Origin of the sequence: Micromonospora sp. C28SCA-DRY-2 (assembly GCF_030519475.1) — a bacterium.
Lineage (GTDB): Bacteria > Actinomycetota > Actinomycetes > Mycobacteriales > Micromonosporaceae > Micromonospora.
Map to the genome: position 1 here is coordinate 40,984 of NZ_JAUMKD010000003.1, position 19,088 is coordinate 60,071.

The window sequence follows — 19,088 nt, forward strand, 5'->3', positions numbered from 1 at the left end:
GCGCGCTCACTTCTGGTCGTTGACGGTGGCCGCCTGGACGGCGCTGCCGGTCACGCCCCACTTCTCCAGGATCCTGGTGTACTCGCCGCTGTCGATCAGCTCCTGGAGCGCCCGCTGCACCGCGTCGCGCAGCTGGCTGTCCTTCTTGTCGATCGCGATCCCCCACGGGCCGGCCTCGTACTGCGCCTCCAGCACGTCGTACTTGCCGCTCTCCTGGGCCAGCATCTTGGCCACCGGGTAGTCGACGATGGTGGCGACGGCGCGGCCGGCGTCGATCTGCAGCAGGCCGGTCGGGGCGTCCTCGCTCTGCGAGATCGTCATCTTCTTCGCGCACTTGGCGTTCTGCCCCTCACCGATGGCGAGGTTGGAGCTGCCCTTGGCCAGGACGACGGCCCGGCCACAGAGGTCGGCGAGGTCCTTGACGCCGGCGGGGTTGCCCTTGGCCACCATGATCGCGCCGCCGGCCTGGAAGTAGTCCACGAAGTCGACGGCCTTGCGCCGCTCCTCGGTGTCGCTCATGGAGGACATCGCCAGGTCCCACCGGTCGGCCTGCAGGCCGGGGATGAGGCCGGGGAAGCTGGCGTTGGTCATCTCCAGCTTCAGCCCGAGCCGCCCGGCGATCGCCGCGGCCAGGTCCGGGTCGACGCCGATCAGCTCCTGGGTGCCCTCCTTGTACATCTCCATCGGCGGGTAGCCCTCGGCGGTGGCGACCCGGAGCACACCCTTCTCCTTGAGCGCGGCGGGCACCAGGTCGGCCGCCTTGGCGTCGGCGGCGACCGAGGCGGCGGCGCCGGGCTGCGGGGTCTGCCCGCTCGTCGACCGGCCGCAGCCGGTTGCCGCGATCGAGAGGGTGACCAGACCGATGACGACGTGGAGCGCACGCTTCCTGAGCACGGTGAACCTCCTGGCTGAGCGACTGGCGGGGACCCTATCCGGGATCAGCCAGCATGAACAGCCTGAATGCTGTGCAGGGTGAGCATCGATCTGCTCGATGCTCGCGCGCCAGGCCGGACTGGTGGCCAGCACCGCGCGTCGGGCTCAGCCCGGCGAAGGCGCCGCCCGAAGGGCGGCGGTCGGGTGCGGATACACACCCGGTCGTCAGCGGGTGGCGGGCCGGCCCATCTCGGCGAGGATCCCGGCGCCCTGACCGAGTTCGATCAGGTAGCCGTCCGGGTCGCGCAGGTAGCGGCGGATCTCGGCGCCGTGGTCCTTCGGCTCGGTCGGGAACTCCCCACCCCGCGAACCCCACAACTCGTCGACCGCCCGGGTTCGCGGTGCCGGCACACCTGTCGTCCGGCCGGTGCGGGTGGGTGCCGCTACTCGTCCTCGGCGAACACCACCTCGCGGCGCCGGCGGATCGCCGGCAGGACGGCCACGACGAGGGCCGCCACGGCCAGGGCCAGGAACACCGCGGAGATCGGCCGGGTCAGGAAGACCGACGCGTCGCCACGGGAGATGATCAGCGCCCGCCGCAGGTTCTCCTCGAGCAGCGGGCCGAGGACGAAGCCGAGCAGCAGCGGAGCCGGCTCGCAGCCGCACTTGATCAGGACGTAGCCCAGGATCCCGAAGAACACGATCGCGTAGACGTCGTACGCGTTGAAGCTCAGCGAGTAGGTGCCGATCGCGGCGAACAGAATGATCATCGGAAAGAGCACCTGGTACGGGATGCGCAGCATCCGCACCCAGACGCCGATCAGCGGCAGGTTCAACAGCACCAGCAGCACGTTGCCGATCCACATCGAGGCGATCAGGCCCCAGAACAGCGCCGGCTCGTCGCTGATGACGTTCGGGCCGGGGGTGATGCCGTGGACGATGAACGCGCCGACCATCAGCGCCATCACCGGGTGGGCGGGCAGGCCCAGGGTGAGCAGCGGGATGAACGACGTCTGGGCGGCGGCGTTGTTCGCCGACTCCGGGCCGGCGACGCCCTCGATCGCCCCGCGCCCGAACTCCTGCTGCCGCTTCGACACCCGCTTCTCGACCGCGTACGAGGTGAACGAGGCCAGCACGTGGCCACCGCCGGGCAGCACGCCGAGCGCCGAGCCCAGACCGGTGCCCCGCAGGATCGGGCCGACGATCCGCCGCCGGTCCTCGCGGGTCGGCCAGAGGTTCTTCACCCGGCTCACCACCGCCGTGCGGGTCTGCTCGTCCTCCAGGTTGCGCAGGATCTCGGCCACCCCGAACATGCCCACGGCGACCGACACGAAGTCGATGCCGCCGTAGAGTTCGCGCTGGTCGAACACGAACCGGGGCAGGCCGGTGTAGATGTCCTGGCCGACCATCCCGAGCAGCACGCCGAGCGCGATCATCGCCAACGCCTTGAGCGTGGAGCCGCGCGCCAGCGCGATCGACACGATCAGGCCGAACAGCACCAGCGAGAAGTAGTCGGCCGGCCCGAACTGCAACGCGACGCGGGCCAGCGGTGGGGCCGCGACCGCCAGCGCGACGGTGGCCAGGGTGCCCGCGACGAAGGAGCCGATCGCGGCGGCGGCCAGCGCCGGGCCGGCCCGGCCCTGCCGGGCCATCTCGTGGCCGTCCAGCGCGGTGACCGCGGCCGACGACTCACCGGGCAGGTTGATCAGGATGGCCGTCGTCGAGCCGCCGTACTGGGCGCCGTAGTAGATGCCGGCCAGCATGATCAGCGCCGTCACCGGCTCGAAGTTGAAAGTGATCGGCAGCAGCATCGCCACCGTCGCCGTCGGCCCGATGCCGGGCAGCACGCCGACCGCCGTCCCGAGCAGCACGCCCACGAAGCAGTAGAGGACGTTCTGGACCAGGAAGGCGGTCGAGAAGCCCAGTGCGAGGTTGTCGAGAAGGTCCATGCCTCAATCCGGGTGGCACGTCAGAACGACAGCCACGGGCCCCACAGCGGGATCCGCAACTGGAGTCCGACGACGAAGATGAGCGTGCTGGCCACGGTCAGCCCGGCGGCCACGGCCAGCGCCGTGAGCCACCGCACCTGCCGGCTGGCCAGGGTGATGAGCAGGGCGGTCACCGCCGACGTCGGCACGAATCCGAGGCGCCGGACGCTGTAGCCGAAGAACACGACGGCGACCACGATGACGCCGACCGCCCGCCACGGCACCGCCCCGAACGAGAGCACCTCGCCGGCGACGAGACCCTTGCCGACGATCAGCAGGCCCAGGGCGGCCAGGATCACGCCGACCAGCAGCGGGAAGTAGCCGGGGCCCATCCGCAGTGGGGTGCCCAACTCGTAGTTGAGCGACCCCACCACGAACGCGCCACCGATCAGGACGAAGATTCCTCCGGCGAGGACGTCCGGAAAGGACCGTCGGCGTTCCACCTCAGGAGGCCTCGACCCCGGCGTCGGCGATGATCTTCGCCCAGGTGCCGAGTTGCTCCTCCAGGTGCGTCCGGTGCGCCTGCGGGGTCGCGTCCGCCGCCGCGACGGGCGCGGTGCCCAGCTTGGCCATCTGGTCGACCACCGCCGGGTCGGCCAGCGCCACCTTCAACGCCTCGGAGAGCTTGTCGACGACCTGCTGCGGGGTGTCGGCCGGGACGTAGAGGCCGTGCCAGACGCTGACCTGGAGCTGGGACAGCCCCGCCTCGGCCGTGGTGGGCAGGTCGGGCAGGCTCTTCACCCGCTCCGGGGTGGTGACCGCGTACGCCTTGATCTCGCCCGCGGTGATCTGGCCGCTGGTGTTGGTCGTCTGGTCGCACATGAAGTCGACCTGGCCGCCGACGAGGTCGGTCAGCGCGGGCCCGGTCCCCTTGTACGGGACCTCCTGGAGCTTGACACCGACGGCGTGCTGGAACAGCAGGCCGCACAGGTGCGACGCGGCGCCGACACCGGCGTTGGCCAGGGTGACCTTGCCGGCGTTGGCCTTCACGTGGTTCACCAGATCCGGCAGCGTCGCGGGCGGGAAGTCCTTGCGGGCGACGATCGTCATCGGCACCTCGGTGACCAGCCCGACCATCTCGAAGTCCTCGAGCGGCTGGTACCCCAGGTTCTTGTAGAGGGCGGGCGCCGTGGACATGCCGATGTGGTGCATGAGCACGGTGTAGCCGTCGGGCTCGGCCCGGGCGACCTCGCCGGCGCCGACCGTGCCGCCCGCGCCCTCCACGTTCTGCACGACTATCTTGGCGCCCAGTTTCGCGGCCATCGGCTCGGCGATCATGCGGGTCACGGTGTCCGTGGGGCCGCCGGCGCTGAACGGCACGACGAACGTGATGTTCTGCTCCGGGTAGTTCCCGGCGTCGCCTCCGCTGCCACCGCCGCCACCGTTGCCGGAGCAGGCGGCCAGGAACGAGAGGGCGCCGATCGCGGCGATCATCCGCGCCGCGGCCCGGTGCCTGGTCGTTGTCATCTCGGGGCCTCCTCGTCAGCGCACGCACACCCGTCGACGGATGCGCGGCCTCAGTCTCGGCGGGCGGGGACGCGGATGGTGTCAGAGAAATCCCAAGGAATGCGCGGGACGTCAGAGGAATCCCAAGAAATCGAGGGCTATCCGGAGCATGATCCGGGCGTACAATTCGCCGATATGCGGATCACCGTCATCGAGGATGACGACCGCGTGGCGCGGGGTCTGGTGACCGTCCTGGCCCAGGCGGGCTTCGAGGTCCACCGCATCGCCACCGCCGCGGAGGCCGTGCGGGCCGCGCCGTCCGATGTGGTCCTCGTCGACCTGGGCCTGCCCGACGGCGACGGCCTCGACGTGATCCGCAAGCTGCGGGACCGCCCGGAGACCGCGGTCATCGCCGTGACGGCACGGTCGGAGGAGCACGAGCGGGTCCGTGGCCTGCGCGCCGGCGCCGACGACTACATCGTGAAGCCGTTCGGCATTCCGGAGCTGCTGGCCCGGATCGACGCCGTCCTGCGGCGCACCCGGGCGGCGCGGGCCCTGAGCCACCCGGCCGAGCCGCTCGTCCTCGGCCCGATGCGGATCGGCGTCGGCACTCGCGAGGTCACCGTCGACGGCACGCCCGTGACGCTGACCCGCAAGGAGTTCGAGCTGCTCCTGCTGCTGGCCCGGCGGGCGCCGAACGTGGTGAGCCGCGACGTCATCCTCGACCAGATCTGGGGCGCGACCTGGGAGTCCTCCAGCCGCACCCTGGACACCCACATCGCGGCGCTGCGGCACAAGGTCGGGCCGGCCGTGGTCATCCGCACGGTCCACGGGGTCGGCTACCGGCTCCTGGCCGACCAGCCGGAGCTGATCGGCTGACGTGCCGTGCACCGTCGCCTGCTCGTCGTCCTGCTGCCGCTGGCCGTGCTCCTCGTCGCGGCGCTGGGGGTACCGCTCAGCGTCACCGTGGCCGAGCGGGAGATGCAGGAGACCTACGTCGACCGGCTGGGCGACGTCGGCCGGTTCGCGTCGCTGGCCGAGACCGCGCTGTCGACCGGACGCACCGAGGCGCTCCACCAGGAGTTGACGCGCTACCACCAGCTCTACGGCATCCCGGCCGCGCTGATCGACACCTCGGGCACCGTACTGCTGGGGCCGGCCGGCGCGTACCGGGAGGCGGCGCGGGCCGAGCCGGCGTTGCCCCGGATCGTGACCGCGGCGCTGGCCGGGGCGAGGTCCGAACCGTCCGGGGAGTGGGCGCCGTGGGACGACTCCGCCCTCGTGGTGGCGGAGCCGGTGGGCCGGGACAGCGAGGTCGTCGGCGCCGTCGTGACGATCTCCGACCTGTCCGAGACGCGCCGGCACATCCTCGTGCGCTGGGCCCGGCTCGCCGCGCTCGGCCTGCTGCCGTTGATCGCGCTGGTGGCCGTTGCCTGGCCGGTGTCGGCGTGGGTGCTGCGGCCGGTGCGGGAACTGGACGCGGCCAGCTCCCGGATCTCGCGGGGCGACTTCACCATCCGGGCCGACGCCGAGGCCGGCCCGGTCGAGCTACGGCGGCTGGCTGGGTCGTTCAACACCATGATGGACGCGGTCGAGAACGCCGTGCAGCGGCAGCGGGCGTTCGTGTCCGACGCGTCGCACCAGTTACGCAATCCGCTGACCAGCCTCCGGCTCGCGGTGGAGAGCCTGCGACCGCACCTGCGTCCCGACGGCGACGGGCACCAGCTGTTCGACGTCGCCGTCGACGAGCTGAAGGCGATGCAGCGGATGTTGAACTCACTGCAGGCCAGCGCCCGGATGGAGAGCATGCGGACGGCGTCGCCGGTCGACCTCGACGCGGTGCTGGCGACCCGGGTGGAGCGGTGGCGGGCGTTGACCGCGACGGCGGGGCAGACCCTGGTGGTCGACGTCCCACCGGGGTTGCGGTTGCTGGAGCCGCCGGGCGGGCTGGGCAGCGTCCTGGACGAGCTGATCAGCAACGCGTTACGGCTGTCGGGCTCGCGGCTGGTGGCGGTGAGCGCCCGGGTCGTCCCCGGTGCGGACGCCGGCGACGACGCCGCGGGCGTGGTCGCCATCGCCGTCCGTGACGACGGTCAGGGGATCGACGCCGCCGAGCGGGCCCAGGCGCTGCGGCGGTTCTGGCGGTCGCCGCGGCACCAGAACGTCTCCGGGACCGGCCTGGGGCTGGCGATCTGCGCCGACCTGGTCGGGGCGGCCGGGGGCGAGCTGCGCCTGGAGGACGGCCTGCCGCGGCCGGACGGGTCCGGGCACGGGTTCGCCGCGGTGGTCGCGCTGCCGGTCGTCGCTCGGATGGCGCCCTCGGCCGACGCGCCGGCGCCGGCCTGAGGACTCCCCCGCCGGCCGGTCTCCGGGTCAGCGCTTGCGGTCGCGGAACCAGGCGGCCGCGCCGGGGTGCAGCGGGACCGACGCGGTGGAGATCCCGGTACGCACGTTGATCTGCCACGCCTCGGGAACGGCCTCGGCGTCGTCGCGGCCGGCGGAGGTGATCGTGCGGGTGTGCGTGAAGATCGTGTCGGTGATGGCGTAGACCAGGTCGGCGGGCAGGTCGTTGCGCGCGAGGAGCACGTTCGGCACCGCGACGGTGCGGGTGGCCGGCACGCCGGCGTAGGCCGTCGCGGGGATCCGGGCCGGCGCGTACGGGCCCGGGTAGGCGGTGAAGAGCGCGCCGGCCTGCGCGTCCAGCGGGATCAGCCGGATCGGGTGCCGCTGCGCCAGCTCCGTGATGGCGGGCGTCGGGACGCCGGTCAGGGAGAACATCGCGTCGATCTGGCCGGCGCGCAGGGCCGCCGCCGACTCGGCCTGGCTGAGGTACCGGCCGTCGGCCCGCACCCGGCCGAGGTCGAGCACCCGCAGCGAGGTGAACTCGGTGCCGGAGTCGCGGGCGCCGAGGGATATCCGCCGGCCCGCGACGTCCCCGAACTCGTCGATCGCGGAGGCGGCCAGGACCACGAGGTGCAGGTGACTGTCGTAGAGCCGGCAGATCGCCGAGAGCCCCTCGGGGGCGCTGCCGTCGGTGGTGATCAGCGCGTCCAGGCTGGTCAGCCCGAGGTGCACGGTGCCGGCCCGGAGCATCCGGATGTTGTCGGTGGACGCCCCGCTCGGCACGGTCGTCACCGTGGCGCCCGGTACCTGCTGGGAGATGTGTTCGGCGATCGCGCCGCCGATGCGCCGGTACACCGCCCCCGCCGGTCCGGTGGCCAGCCGCAGGTGGACCGGCTCGAGGTCGGGCTGTCGGGAGCAGCCGACGAGCAGCCCGCCGGCGGCCAGGAGCACCGCCCGCCGGCTGCACCGTACCGGCGACGTCAGCGCCATGCGCAGATGATACGGAGGGTCCCGCCCATCCGATATCTGGCGGATGGGCGGGACCTAATCGGCTACAGCTGGATGAGACGGGTCAGGTCCACCTTGGAGATCGCCCCGGCGCGGACCTGGGCGACCGCTACCGGTTGGCCGACGACGCCGTGGGGCAGGTCGACCTGCACCAGGTAGGTGCCGGGACGCAGGTGCACGAAGCCGAACCAGCCGTCACCGTCGGTGGGCCGGGTGATCGGCGCACCGCCGGTGGTCAGCGGCCGGAGGGTGACGGTGGCCTGGTCCAGCGGCGCGCCGGTGCGCAGCGCGACGCGGCCGGAGACGTGCCCCTCGTCGGGGGTCGCCTTCCACGGCATCACCGGCACCGCCGGCTTGTCGGCGAACGGGGCGTCCGGCCCCGTCGTCAACGCCTCGGCCAGCCGGTCCCGCTCGGCGTTCCGGACGGCCAGCGGCTGGTTGACCCCGGCGCGGGTGGGGTTGGCGTACGAGTAGCCGCTCCAGCCGGCGGCGGTGTTGCCCGCCGCCGTCGGGGCGAGCGCCGTGCGTACCTGCTCGACGCTGTCCGGGATGTCGTTGAGGTACAGGGCCGGGCCGATCACCGCCTGCCGGTCGCCCTGCCAGTCGGCGAGCACCTCGGTCCACTCGTCGTACATCTGCTTCTGGTCGGGCATCCAGTTGCGCTTGTAGTTCATGGCCACGACCGTGTCCATGATCCCCTCGGCCATCCAGCCCTTCCAGTCCTGCAGCACCTCGGCGTACGGCCGGGTCTTCTCCCAGCCGCCCATGGTCTGCGGCCCGTAGCTGTAGGTGATGCCGTCCATCGACAGGCGCGCCCGCGGATCCACCTCCCACATGCCGAGGTAGATCTTGCGGACCAGGTTGGTCATCTGGGCGCGCCGCCAGTCCGAGAACTGCTGGTCCGAGGGCAGCGGCGTGTCGGTGCGGCCGGTGGCGGCGCGGAAGCGGGCCAGCGAGGTCTCGCTGTAGCCCCAGTCGCTGTGCGTGGTGGTGGAGTTGAAGTCGGGGTAGCGCACGTAGTCGAGGTTGATGCCGTCGACGTCGTACTCCCGCACGATGCTCTGGATCGCCGCGACGATGTAGTTGACCGCGGCCGGGTTGGCCGGGTCCATGTAGGCGTTGGCGCCCATGAGTTCCTGGCCGTCGTAGCGCTTGTTCAGCCAGCGGTCGGCGCCGGTGGCGGACCGGCCGTGCTTGTTGAAGACGTGCTCGGGCGAGGAGTGCGGGGTGGCCGAGTTCCACATCGTGTTGACGTTGACCCAGGCGTGCACCTCCATGCCCGCCGCGTGCCCCTGCGCGATCATCTCGTCGAGCGGGTCGTAGGGCAGCGGAGCGATCGCCGCGTCGGTGCGCGGGTAGAGCGCCCGGTTGCAGAAGCAGTCGTAGCGCCGGGCGATCTGGACGATCAGGGCGTTGGCGTTGATCTTCTTGGCGTCCTGCACGAGCTTGGTGACCTGCGCGGGGGTGTAGACACCCTCGTTGAACGCGTCGACCCAGTAGCTGCGCCACTGTTGGGTGGGTTCCGCCTCCGGGTCCGCCTTCGCGGCGGTGGCCATGCTGAGCGTCAGGACGATGGCGGTCAGGACGGCTAGTGCTCGTCTTGTCACTGGACCCTCCACGTGAGGGAGTGCGCTGAAGGATATCTGCAAAAGATTGCAGTAAATGTGAAGGTAAGCTACGACCCGCGCCAGGGCAAGGACTCGGACGTGCCGGCGCTGGCCGCGTCCGTTGTCGCGCCGACCGGTCCGGTCGACGAGCGCCGGCCCGCCGTCACCGGTCGAACCGGATCTCCACCCGCCGGTTCCTGGCCCGGCCGCCCGGGTTGTCCCTGCGTCGACCGTGTTCGGCGCCACCGGCCGGGCCTCGCCGTAGCCCGCGGTCTCGATCGTGCCGGCCAGCACCCGCAGGATCTCCTGCCGGACCGCGGCGGCCCGCCGCCGGGACAGCGCCAGGTTGGCCGCGTCGCCCCCGATACGGTAGAACATCGCCACACACCATGATCTATCCCCTCGGGGCCGCGAACGCCTTGGCCCGCCCGGGTCAGGGTTGCCGGCGCTGCGCCCCGACGAGCCGGCGGCCCACGGGCTCCCGGCCGAACACCGTGCTGAGCCAGGCGAGTTGGGCGCGCTGGTGGTCGGCCTCGCCCCCCTCGTGGTCGTTGAACTCGTACACCCGCAGCTCCTTCTCGCCGCCGTAGCGGTGGTAGGCGGCGAAGCAGGTCGAGGGCGGGCAGACCTGGTCCAGCATCGCGACGGAGAAGAGCGCGGGCGCGCCCGCGCGGGGTGCGAGCACGGCGGCGTCGACGTAGGACAGCGTGCGGAACACCTGGTCGGCGCTGTCCCGGTGCAGCCTCAGGTATTCGGTGATCTCGCCGTACGGGCCGCGGCTGGCGACCCGCACGCCCCGCCGGATGTCGCAGAGGAAGGGCACGTCCGGCATGGCCGCCGCCACGCCCGGGTCCAGCGCGGCCACCGCCAGCGCGAGGCCACCGCCCTGGCTGACGCCGGTGACGGCGACCCGGCCGGGGTCGACGGCGGGATGCTCGCGCGCGGCGCGGGCGAACCGCACCGCGTCGGTGATCAGCCGGCGGTAGTAGAAGGTGTCCGGGTCGGTGACGCCGCGGGTGAGGAAGCCGGGCACGGTGCCCGCCGGACACGGGTGCGGGTCGGCGGTGCCGCCGGCCGCGGCGCTCCAGCCCTGACCGCGGCTGTCCATGATCAGGTGTGCGTAGCCCGCCGCGGCCCAGAACAGCTTCTCGTGCGGCAGGCCACGGCCCCGGCCGTAGCCGAGGTACTCGACCACGCCCGGCAGCGGCCGGTCGGCGTGCGCGGGCAGATGCAGCCAGCCCCGCACGGGTTCGCCGCCGTATCCGGGCACGGTGACGTCGAAGGTGCGGACCTGGGTGAGTCCGGTGTCGACGGGCCGGTAGGCCGCCGGTCCGGGTTCGCCGGCGTCCAGCGTCCGCGCCCAGAAGGCGTCCAGGTCCGCGGGCACGTCCAGCTCGGGCCGGTACGCCCAGCAGTCGGCGAGGGTGAGGTCGGTCAAGGGCACCGTGTGGCCTCCGGTCAGCGGGATCGTCGGTTGTCGTCGTGGTGGGCTGGCGGGCCGGTCCGCTACCGGGCCCCGGCCACGGCCGAGGCGAACCAGCCGGTGATGGTGGTCGGGTGGGTGATGGCGGTGCCCACCACCACCGCCCACGCGCCGGCCCGCAGCGCCTGCGCCGCCTGCTCCGGGTGGTGGATCCGGCCCTCGGCGACCACCGGCACGTCGATCGCGGTGGCGAGCCGCGCGACCAGGTCCAAATCGGGGCCGGGCTGCTTGCTGGTGTACGGCGTGTAGCCGGCCAGCGTGGTGCCGACCAGGTCGGCGCCCGCCCCGGCGGCGGCGATCCCTTCCTCCAGCGTGGAGCAGTCGGCCATCACCAGGGCGCCGGTCCGCTCCTTGACGGCGGCGACGGTCTCGTCGAGGGACCGACCGTCGGGCCGGGGCCGGGACGTGCCGTCGAGCGCGACGATGTGCGCGCCGGCCCGGGCGACGGCCAGCGCGTGGTCGAGCGTGGGTGTGATGAAGACGTCGTCGTCCCCGTCCTTCCAGAGCCCGATCAGGGGGAGGTCGACCGCGTCCCGGATGGCCGCGATGTCCGCCAGCCCCTGGGCGCGGATGCCGGCGGCGCCGCCCCGGGCGACGGCGAGCGCGACCCGGCGCATGGTGTCCGGGTCGCGCATCGGCTCACCGGGATACGCCTGGCACGACACGACCAGGCGGTGGCGGAGCTGTGCGATCAGCGGGTTCACGCCAGGGCCTCCCGGGCCAGTGAGGCGGCGCCGAGCAGCGGGGCGTCCGCGCCGAGGGCCGAGGCCAGCACGGGCACGTCGGCCAGGCTGGGCAACGTCTCCCGCCGTACCGCCTCCCGCAGTGCCTGCCACCAGGGCGCGCCGAGGCCGGTGACGCCGCCGCCGACCACGACGGCGTCGGGGTCGAGCAGGTTGACCAGCCCGCCGAGCGCCGAGCCGACAGCGGTCCCGCCCAGCGCGACGACCTCGCGGGCCGCCTCGTCGCCGGCCTCGGCGCGCGCGGCCACCGACCGCAGGTCGGCGACCGGCCGGCCGGTGCGCCGGGCGTACTCGGCGGCCAGGCCGGGCCCGGCGGCGATCGCCTCCAGGTGTCCCTGCCCGCCGCAGGTGCAGCGCAGCGATCCGGCGTACGGGGAGGGCTGGTGGCCGGCGTGGCCGGCCGCGGAGTGGGCGCCGGCGAGCACGGTGCCGCCGACGACGAACGAGGCGCCGACGCCGGTGCCGACGGCGAGGTAGAGCACCGTCTCACGCCCGGCCGCGATGCCGTGCCGGGCCTCGCCGAGGGCGTGGGCGTGCACGTCGTTGATGACCGTGACGGGCAGTCCGAGCCGCCGGCGCAGCGTGCCGCGCAGGTCGGTGCCGGCCCAGCCGGTCAGCACGTCGGTGGCCGAGCGGACCCGGCCGCTGCGGTGGTCGATCACCCCGGCGCTGCCGACGCCGAGGGCGCGGACGGGTGTCCCCGCCGCTCTCCCCCGCAGTTGCTCGACGAGGCCGGCGGCGGTGTCGAGCACGGCGGCGGCACCGGCCCGACCCGGGGTCGTGGCGGTGGCCCGGTCGAGGAGTTCACCGCGCCCGGTCACGAGCGCGGCCGTCGTCTTGGTGCCGCCGATGTCGAGCGCCGCGACCGCTCCGGCGGGATCGGTTGCCTCGGGCATGGTCAGAGCAGCCCCGCCAGTTCCAGCTGGGTCCGCACCCGGGCGGTCTCCGCGGCGTCGAGCGGGCGCAGCGGCAGGGACACCGCGTTGCTGGCGATGACACCGAGCAGGTTCAGCGCGGTCTTGAACGCGCCGACCCCCCGGGTCGCGCCCGCCGAGGTGGCCGGGTCGGCCGCCTCGACGATGCGGAACAGCCGGGTCAGCCGGTCCTGCTCCCGGCGGGCGGCCGCCCAGTCGCCGCCGGTGCAGGCCCGGTGCAGCCGTACGTAGCCGGCCGGGTCCACGTTGCCCAGTCCGGGCACCGAGCCGGCGGCCCCGGCCAGCATCATCGCGTCGACCACCACCTCGTGCCCGGTGAGCAGGCTGAAGCCGGTGCCGGGTGCGTGGTCGGCGATGGACAGCGCCAGTTGGCGGAAGGCGACGTCGTCGCCGCTGGAGTCCTTGACGCCGGCGAGGATCCCCTCCGCCGCCAGCCGGGTCAGCAGGCCGGTGGAGAGCTTGGTGTGCACGCAGACCGGGATGTCGTACGCGAGCAGGGGAAGCTCCACCCCGGCGGCGAGCGACCGGAAGTGCCGCTCGATCTCGTGCGGGCCGACGATGGCGTAGAAGGGGGCGGTCGCGACCAGCCCGTCGGCGCCCAGCCGGGTCGCCACCTCGGCCCGGTCGAGGACCCGGCGGGTGGTCGGCTCGATGCAGCCGGCGATGACGGGTACCGCACCGCCGACGGTCTTCACGATGACCTCGAGCGCCCGGTCCCGCTGCGGGTCGGTGAGGAAGACGGTCTCGCCGGAGCTGCCGAGGGCGAAGATGCCGTCGACGCCGGCGTCGAGCAGCCGCTCGACGAGCCGCTCCAGGGAGCTGACGTCGACCTCGCCCTCCTCGGTCAGGGGGGTCACGGTCGGCGGCACGACTCCGGCGAACCGCGGGGCTGGGCTGGTCACGCTGTCTCCTGGGCAGGTAGAGGGGCGGTGCGGCCGCTGGCCAGTTCGACCAGCTCGGCGTTGCTGGTCCCGGCCGGGACCGGGTGGTGGCACCGGAACTCGTGGACGGTGGCGCCGTCGGCGTCGGTGCGCTGCGCCGGCGGCATCTCGGTGGCGCACCGGTCGGTGGCCTTCCAGCAACGGGTCCGGAACGGGCATCCGCTGGGCGGTCGGGTGGCCGACGGGACCGGGCCGACCAGCGGGATGGGGTCGATGGGCGAGAGCAGCCCCGGCGTGGCCGACAGCAGGGCCCGGGTGTACGGGTGCCGGGCCCCGCCGGGTAGCAGGGCGGCCGGCGTCTGCTCCACGATCCGGCCGAGGTACATGGTGACGACGCGGTCGCTGATCCGCTTGACGGTCTGGATGTCGTGGGAGACCAGGACCATGGCCAGGCCGAGCCGGTCCTTGAGGTCCAGCAGCAGGTTGAGGATCTGGGCCCGTACCGAGACGTCGAGGGCGCTGGTGGGCTCGTCGGCGATGACCAGCCCCGGCTCCAGGGCCAGGGCGCGGGCGATGGACACCCGCTGGCGTTGCCCGCCGGAGAGCTGGCTCGGCAGGACGTCGGCGACCGAGCGGGGCAGGCCCACCAGGCCCATCAGCTCGGCGACCCGCGCCTCCCGCTGGGCCCGGGTGCCCCGGCGGTGCACGTCCAGCGGGTCGCGCAGGATGTCGCGGACCGCCATCCGGCGGTTCAGCGACGTGGCCGGGTCCTGGAAGATCATCCCGACGCCGGCCCCGATGTGCTGGCGCCGTTCCGCCGCGCTCATCGACCACACGTCCCGGCCGGCGAAGGTGACCGTGCCGCTGGTCGGCCGCTGGAGCCCGACGAGCACCTTGGCCAGGGTGGACTTGCCGCAGCCGGACTCGCCGACGATGCCGACGGTCTCCCCCGCGTGGACGGTCAGGTCCGCCGCGGTGAGGGCGTACACCCGCTCGCGGCTGAACATCCCGCCGCCGCGGGTGCGGTGCACCACGTGGGTGTCGCGCAGCTCGACGATCGGCCGGGGTGCGGCTGTCGCGCTCATCGGGCCAGCTCCTTCTCGCTGACGGTGACGGCCGGGTGGTGGCAGGCGTACCCGTGGCTGTCGGTGCCCGCCAGGTGCGGGGCCGTGTCCTGGCAGACCCGGGTCGCGGCGGGACAGCGGTCGGCGAACCGGCAGCCGCGCGGGAAGTCGGCCGGCGACGGCACCACGCCGCGGATCTGGGTGAGCCGTTCCGCGCCGGCCTCCAGGGAGAGCACGGACCCGAGGAGCCCGCGGGCATAGTGGTGCGCGGGCGCCTCGATCACGTCGGCGGTGACGCCGGTCTCGACGATCTGCCCGCCGTACATCACGACGACCCGGTCGGAGATGTCGCTGACCAGGGCGAGGTCGTGGCTGACCAGGATGAGGGCGAAGCCCAGCTGCTCGCGCAGCCGCAGCAGCAGCTCCATCACCTGCGCCTGGACGGTGACGTCGAGCGCGGTGGTCGGCTCGTCGGCGATGATCAGGCGCGGGTCCCGGGACAGCGCCATGGCGATCACCACGCGTTGCCGCTGCCCGCCGGAGAGCTCGTGCGGGTACGCCGCGAGGGTGCGCCGCGGGTCCAGGCCCACCAGCCGCATCAGTTCCTCGGCCGACCGGGTGCCGCCGCGACGGATCATCTGGGCGAGCTGCGTCCCGACCCGCAGCGCGGGGTTCAACGCGGAGAGGGCGTCCTGGTAGACCATGGCGATCTCGCGGCCCATCAGGGCGCGGCGCCGCTTCGCGGTCAGCGACAGCAGGTCCGTGCCCTGGAAGCGGATCTCCCCGCCTACCCGGGCGCCCTGCGGCAGCAGCCCCATGACGGCCAGCGACGTCAGCGACTTCCCGGAGCCCGACTCCCCCACCAGGCCGACGACCTCGCCGGGGCGGACGTCGAAGGAGATGCCGTCGACGATGTCGACGCCCCGGTGGCGCCCGTCGAAGCCGATCGAGAGGTTCCTGACCTCGAGGACGGGCTGGCCCTGCGGCAGCGGGCGGGCCCGTTCCCGCAGCCGCGACGCCGCCTCCCGGAGACCGGGCAGGCTCACCGCCTCGCCGGTGCCGGGCCGCGGCTGCTCCAGCGGGTCACCGGCCGAGGTGGTGGTGGCGCGGCGGGCCGCCGGGGCGGCCCAGGCGTCGGAGATCCCCTCGGAGAGCACGTTCAGGGCCAGCACGGTCACCAGGATCAGCAGGCCGGGGAAGAAGGTGGCCCACCAGCCGCCGATCTGCACCATCTCCTTGCCGAAGGCGATCACCGAGCCCCACGAGGACTCCGCCTCCTGCGGGGCCAGCCCACCGCCGATGAAGGAGAGCGACGCCTCGAAGACGATGGCGTCGGCGACCATCACGGTGACGAAGACGAGCACCGGGGCGGCGCAGTTGCGCAGGACGTGCCGCCAGAGGATGTGCGGCCGCCGGGCGCCGATGATCCGCTCGGCCGCCACGTAGTCCTCGCGGTACTGCGACAGGACGTTGGCCCGGACGATGCGGGCGACCGACGGGGTGAAGACGAAGCCGATCGCGATCACGAGGACCAGCAGGCTGTTCTTGCCGAACGAGATGATCAGCAGGGCGGAGAGCACGATGGCCGGGAAGGCCATGACCACGTCGAGGCAGCGCATGATGACCTCGTCGACGGCGGTCCGGCTGCTGCCCGCCAGCGCGCCGAGGATCCCGCCGACCAGCAGGGCGAGGCCGGCCGCGCCGGCGCCGACGATCAGCGACCGCCGGGTGCCGGCCACCAGGCGGGAGAAGACGTCCCGCCCGAGCTTGTCCAGGCCGAACCAGAAGTCGCCGTTCGGGCCGGTCAGCGCGGGGCCGAGGCCGGCCTGAGCGGGGTCGTGCCGGATCAGCAGCGGCGCGAAGAGGCCCACCAGGACGATGAGCAGGACGAAGCCGAGCGCGACACGGGCCGGTACGCCGAGCCGGGTGAAGGCGACGCCGGGGCGGGAGAGCCGGGCGGTGAGGGTGCGGCGCATCAGTGGCCTCCGCGCAGTCGAGGGTTGGCGAAGAGGTAGAGGATGTCGACCACCAGGTTCACCAGGACGAAGCCGAGCGCGATCGTCAGCACGGTGCCCTGGGCGAGGGCGGTGTCGTTCTGCTGCACCGCGCTCATGATCTGGGTGCCCATGCCGGGCAGCGAGAAGATGGCCTCGATGACGACCGTGCCGCCGATCAGGTAGCCGATCCGCAGGCCCAACGCGGTGAGCGGGTTGACCAGCGCGTTGCGCAGCACGTTGCGTCCGATCACCACCCGGGGCGGCAAGCCGGCGCCGATCGCCGTACGCACGTAGTCCCTGTCGAGTTCCTCCACCATCGAGGTGCGGACGATCCGGGCGAGCGAGCAGCCGACCGGCACGGCGAGCGCGAGGGCGGGCAGGGCGAGCGACTGCAGCCAGAGGCTGACCGAGTCGGCGGGGTTGACGTACCCACCGGTCGGCAGGATCGGGCGGCGGACCGCCAGCTCCTGGATGAGCAGCAGGGCCAGCCAGAACGACGGCGTGGCGATGCCGGCCATGGAGACGAACCGGATGACCTGGTCGGGCCAGCGGTCCCGGTAGAGCGCGGCGAGGATGCCGAGGGCCAGCGCGATGACCAGCGCGCCGAGCACACCGAGCGCGGTCAGCTGGATGGTCAGCGGCAGAGCGGTGGCGATCTTGTCGGCCACCGGCACCGACGGTGGGAAGGTCATGCCCAGGTCACCCCGGGCCAGGTCGCCCAGGAAGTGCAGGTAGCGCAGCGGCAGCGGGTCGTCCAGGCCGTTGGCGGCCTTGAACGCCTCGATCTGCGCGGGCGTCGCCTGGTCACCGAGGACGGAGAGCGCGGGGTCGATCGGCGAGAACTGCATGATCAGGAAGACGAAGAGCGTGATGCCGAGCACCAGCGGGATCAGCGTCAGCAGTCGTCGCGCGACCAGGCTCAGGACGGTCAGCATGGTTCTCTCTCTCGTGGCGGGGCGCCGGGGCGTCCCGCCCGGCCGATCGCGTGGGCCGGGCGGGACGCGGTGGGGCGGGGGTCCGGTGCCCCCGAGCGCAGGCTCAGCCGGTGCGGCTGGCGCCCAGGAAGTACAGGCCGGTGGTCGCGGCGCCCGAGAAGCCGGTGAGCTTGCCGGGGTCGTACGCGGTGACGACCTTGGTGTGCAGGATCGGGTAGAGCGGAACCTCGTCGGCCACCGTGTCCAGGGCCTGCTTCCACAGCGCCTTGCGGGCCGCCTCGTCGGAGGTCTGGGCCGCCCGGTCGAGCAGCGCGGCCATGGCCTTGCGGTCCGCGTCGCTCCAGCGGTAGCGCTTCCCCGGCCAGGTCTCGCCGTAGTAGAACCAGCGCATCAGCAGGTCGGTGTCGACGCCGAAGACGCTGGGGTCACCGGTGGCCATCAGCACCCGGAAGGTGTCCTTCGGGACGACGTCGCCGTAGATCGCCGCCGACGGCACGGTGTTCAGGCTGGCGTTGACGCCGATCTTCTTCCACTGCTCGACGACCAGCGGCGCGACGTCCTTCACGATGGAACTGTCGGTGGTGTCGAGCTGGATCGACAGGTTCGCCACGCCGGCCTCGGCGAGCAGGGCCCTGGCCTTGTCCGGGTTGTGGTCGTAGACGGTGGCGGCCTTCTGGTAGTCCTTGTTGCCCTCGTCGAGGTAGCTGGTCGCCGGGCTGCCGTAGCCGTTGAGCGCCGTCTTGATGACCGCGTCCTTGTCGATGGCGTAGTGCAGGGCCTGGCGCACCCGCTTGTCGTTGAACGGCGCCGCCTGCGTGTTGAACATGAGGAAGACCTGGTTGAAGGCCTGCTTCACGTCGACGGTGTACTTGCCCTTGAGCGAGTCGACGTTCAGGTACGGCACCGACTCGATGGCCTGGACCCGGCCACCCTGCAGGTCCGACACCCGGGCCGCGGCCTCGGTGGTGGTGTTCCAGGTCATCGCGTCCGCGGTGGCGGGACGAGGGCCGTTGTAGGTGTCGTTCTTGCTGAGCTTGATGCCGGACTCCTTGGACGCGCTGTCCATCTTGAAGGGTCCGGAGCCGATCGGCGCGGTGTCGAAGGCCTTCGCGGCGGCCGGGTCGCCGGTCTTCGCCCTGGGCACGATCTTGACGACCGAGATGCGCTCGGCGAAGAGCGCGAACGGGTACTTCAGCGTGAACTCGGCGGTGGTGGCGTCCTTCGCGGTGACCGCCTCGATGAACGGGATGAACCCCTGCATCAGCGGTGGGGCCGCGGGGTCGGCCGGCTTCAGCACCCGGGTGAACGACCAGGCGACGTCCTCGGCGGTGACCGGGGAGCCGTCGGAGAACTTGGCACCGTCGCGCAGGGACACGGTGTACGTCAGCCCGTCCGCGCTGGCCACCGGGTCGGCCTTGGCCAGTGCCAGGTACGGCTCGCGGGTGATCGGGTCGAGGTCGACGAGACCTTCGAAGATGTGCTGGTTGACCGCCGTCGCGACGGCCGAGGAGGCGTTCGCCGGATCGAACCCGCTGGAGAGGGTGAACGCCAGCGTGGCCTCGATCGTCTTTCCGCCCTTGCCGCCCTCGACCGCGTTCGTCGAGGCGGGGCCGCCGCTGCAGGCCGCCAGCCCGAGCGCCAGGGTGGTCGCGGCAGCCGTCAGGGCCAGCGCGCGACCACGGCGCGCGGTGCCGAGGCGGCGCCCCGACGGCTTGTCGGTGGTGCTCACGTAGTTGCCTCCATAGGCTCTGCATGCGCTCCGCGTGGCCGCTCAGCGCTGCGGGG

The 19,088-nt window shown here is 72.8% G+C and carries 17 protein-coding genes; 2 read left to right on the forward strand and 15 right to left on the reverse strand.

Going from position 1 to position 19,088, the window contains the following annotated elements:
• Positions 1-6: 6 nt before the first annotated feature.
• From Q3W71_RS13940 to Q3W71_RS13960, 5 genes are all read right to left on the reverse strand, one after another.
• Positions 7-894, reverse strand: a complete 888-nt coding sequence (locus Q3W71_RS13940) for an ABC transporter substrate-binding protein (protein ID WP_302919733.1) — start codon at positions 892-894, stop codon at positions 7-9.
• Between the two features lie 204 nt (positions 895-1,098).
• Positions 1,099-1,284, reverse strand: a complete 186-nt coding sequence (locus Q3W71_RS13945) for a VOC family protein (protein WP_302919734.1) — start codon at positions 1,282-1,284, stop codon at positions 1,099-1,101.
• Between the two features lie 32 nt (positions 1,285-1,316).
• Positions 1,317-2,822, reverse strand: a complete 1,506-nt coding sequence (locus Q3W71_RS13950) for a tripartite tricarboxylate transporter permease (RefSeq protein ID WP_302919735.1) — start codon at positions 2,820-2,822, stop codon at positions 1,317-1,319.
• Positions 2,823-2,842: 20 nt separating this feature from the next.
• On the reverse strand, positions 2,843-3,304 hold the full coding sequence (locus Q3W71_RS13955; RefSeq protein WP_302919736.1) for a tripartite tricarboxylate transporter TctB family protein: 462 nt from the start codon (positions 3,302-3,304) through the stop codon (positions 2,843-2,845).
• A gap of 1 nt (position 3,305) precedes the next feature.
• Positions 3,306-4,328: a tripartite tricarboxylate transporter substrate-binding protein gene (locus Q3W71_RS13960; protein ID WP_302919737.1), complete on the reverse strand. Its 1,023-nt coding sequence runs from the start codon at positions 4,326-4,328 to the stop codon at positions 3,306-3,308.
• A gap of 174 nt (positions 4,329-4,502) precedes the next feature.
• Between Q3W71_RS13960 and Q3W71_RS13965 the strand changes: the two genes are divergently transcribed.
• Complete coding sequence (locus Q3W71_RS13965) at positions 4,503-5,186, forward strand: response regulator transcription factor (RefSeq protein WP_302919738.1); 684 nt, start codon at positions 4,503-4,505, stop codon at positions 5,184-5,186.
• Positions 5,187-5,192: 6 nt separating this feature from the next.
• Entirely contained in the window at positions 5,193-6,653 is a 1,461-nt protein-coding gene (locus Q3W71_RS13970) for a HAMP domain-containing sensor histidine kinase (protein WP_302919739.1), read from the forward strand.
• A gap of 27 nt (positions 6,654-6,680) precedes the next feature.
• On the opposite strand, the gene Q3W71_RS13975 is transcribed toward Q3W71_RS13970, so the two are convergent.
• The 10 genes from Q3W71_RS13975 to Q3W71_RS14020 all read right to left on the reverse strand — a co-directional run bounded on the left by Q3W71_RS13975 (position 6,681) and on the right by Q3W71_RS14020 (position 19,032).
• Complete coding sequence (locus Q3W71_RS13975; protein ID WP_302919740.1) at positions 6,681-7,640, reverse strand: TAXI family TRAP transporter solute-binding subunit; 960 nt, start codon at positions 7,638-7,640, stop codon at positions 6,681-6,683.
• 62 nt (positions 7,641-7,702) lie between these two features.
• Positions 7,703-9,265, reverse strand: coding sequence for a family 10 glycosylhydrolase (locus Q3W71_RS13980; protein ID WP_302919741.1), 1,563 nt, complete (start codon positions 9,263-9,265; stop codon positions 7,703-7,705).
• A gap of 433 nt (positions 9,266-9,698) precedes the next feature.
• Positions 9,699-10,709 (reverse strand): acetylxylan esterase, encoded by a 1,011-nt coding sequence (locus Q3W71_RS13985; protein WP_302919742.1) that lies wholly within the window; start codon positions 10,707-10,709, stop codon positions 9,699-9,701.
• A gap of 62 nt (positions 10,710-10,771) precedes the next feature.
• Positions 10,772-11,452: an N-acetylmannosamine-6-phosphate 2-epimerase gene (locus tag Q3W71_RS13990; RefSeq protein WP_302919743.1), complete on the reverse strand. Its 681-nt coding sequence runs from the start codon at positions 11,450-11,452 to the stop codon at positions 10,772-10,774.
• Positions 11,449-12,387 (reverse strand): ROK family protein, encoded by a 939-nt coding sequence (locus tag Q3W71_RS13995; RefSeq protein WP_302919744.1) that lies wholly within the window; start codon positions 12,385-12,387, stop codon positions 11,449-11,451. The genes Q3W71_RS13990 and Q3W71_RS13995 overlap by 4 nt, the downstream gene beginning before the upstream one ends.
• 2 nt (positions 12,388-12,389) lie before the next feature.
• Positions 12,390-13,328, reverse strand: a complete 939-nt coding sequence (locus tag Q3W71_RS14000; protein WP_302919745.1) for a dihydrodipicolinate synthase family protein — start codon at positions 13,326-13,328, stop codon at positions 12,390-12,392.
• The gene (locus Q3W71_RS14005; RefSeq protein WP_302919746.1) at positions 13,325-14,392 is read right to left on the reverse strand and encodes an ABC transporter ATP-binding protein; all 1,068 of its coding nucleotides are present in this window, start codon (positions 14,390-14,392) and stop codon (positions 13,325-13,327) included. Before Q3W71_RS14005 ends, Q3W71_RS14000 begins: the two co-directional genes overlap by 4 nt.
• Positions 14,389-16,347, reverse strand: coding sequence for a dipeptide/oligopeptide/nickel ABC transporter permease/ATP-binding protein (locus Q3W71_RS14010; protein ID WP_302919747.1), 1,959 nt, complete (start codon positions 16,345-16,347; stop codon positions 14,389-14,391). The genes Q3W71_RS14005 and Q3W71_RS14010 overlap by 4 nt, the downstream gene beginning before the upstream one ends.
• The gene (locus Q3W71_RS14015; protein WP_302919748.1) at positions 16,347-17,303 is read right to left on the reverse strand and encodes an ABC transporter permease; all 957 of its coding nucleotides are present in this window, start codon (positions 17,301-17,303) and stop codon (positions 16,347-16,349) included. Before Q3W71_RS14015 ends, Q3W71_RS14010 begins: the two co-directional genes overlap by 1 nt.
• Before the next feature lie 103 nt (positions 17,304-17,406).
• Positions 17,407-19,032, reverse strand: coding sequence for an ABC transporter substrate-binding protein (locus tag Q3W71_RS14020; protein WP_302919749.1), 1,626 nt, complete (start codon positions 19,030-19,032; stop codon positions 17,407-17,409).
• Between the last annotated feature and the right edge of the window lie 56 nt (positions 19,033-19,088).

Coding starts and splice junctions, on each gene's coding strand:
- Q3W71_RS13950 (WP_302919735.1), bottom strand. CDS start 2,822: ATGGACCTTCTCGACAACCTCGCACTGGGCTTCTCGACCGCCTTCCTG.
- Q3W71_RS13960 (WP_302919737.1), bottom strand. CDS start 4,328: ATGACAACGACCAGGCACCGGGCCGCGGCGCGGATGATCGCCGCGATC.
- Q3W71_RS13965 (WP_302919738.1), top strand. CDS start 4,503: ATGCGGATCACCGTCATCGAGGATGACGACCGCGTGGCGCGGGGTCTG.
- Q3W71_RS13975 (WP_302919740.1), bottom strand. CDS start 7,640: ATGGCGCTGACGTCGCCGGTACGGTGCAGCCGGCGGGCGGTGCTCCTG.
- Q3W71_RS13995 (WP_302919744.1), bottom strand. CDS start 12,387: ATGCCCGAGGCAACCGATCCCGCCGGAGCGGTCGCGGCGCTCGACATC.
- Q3W71_RS14005 (WP_302919746.1), bottom strand. CDS start 14,392: ATGAGCGCGACAGCCGCACCCCGGCCGATCGTCGAGCTGCGCGACACC.
- Q3W71_RS14010 (WP_302919747.1), bottom strand. CDS start 16,347: ATGCGCCGCACCCTCACCGCCCGGCTCTCCCGCCCCGGCGTCGCCTTC.
- Q3W71_RS14015 (WP_302919748.1), bottom strand. CDS start 17,303: ATGCTGACCGTCCTGAGCCTGGTCGCGCGACGACTGCTGACGCTGATC.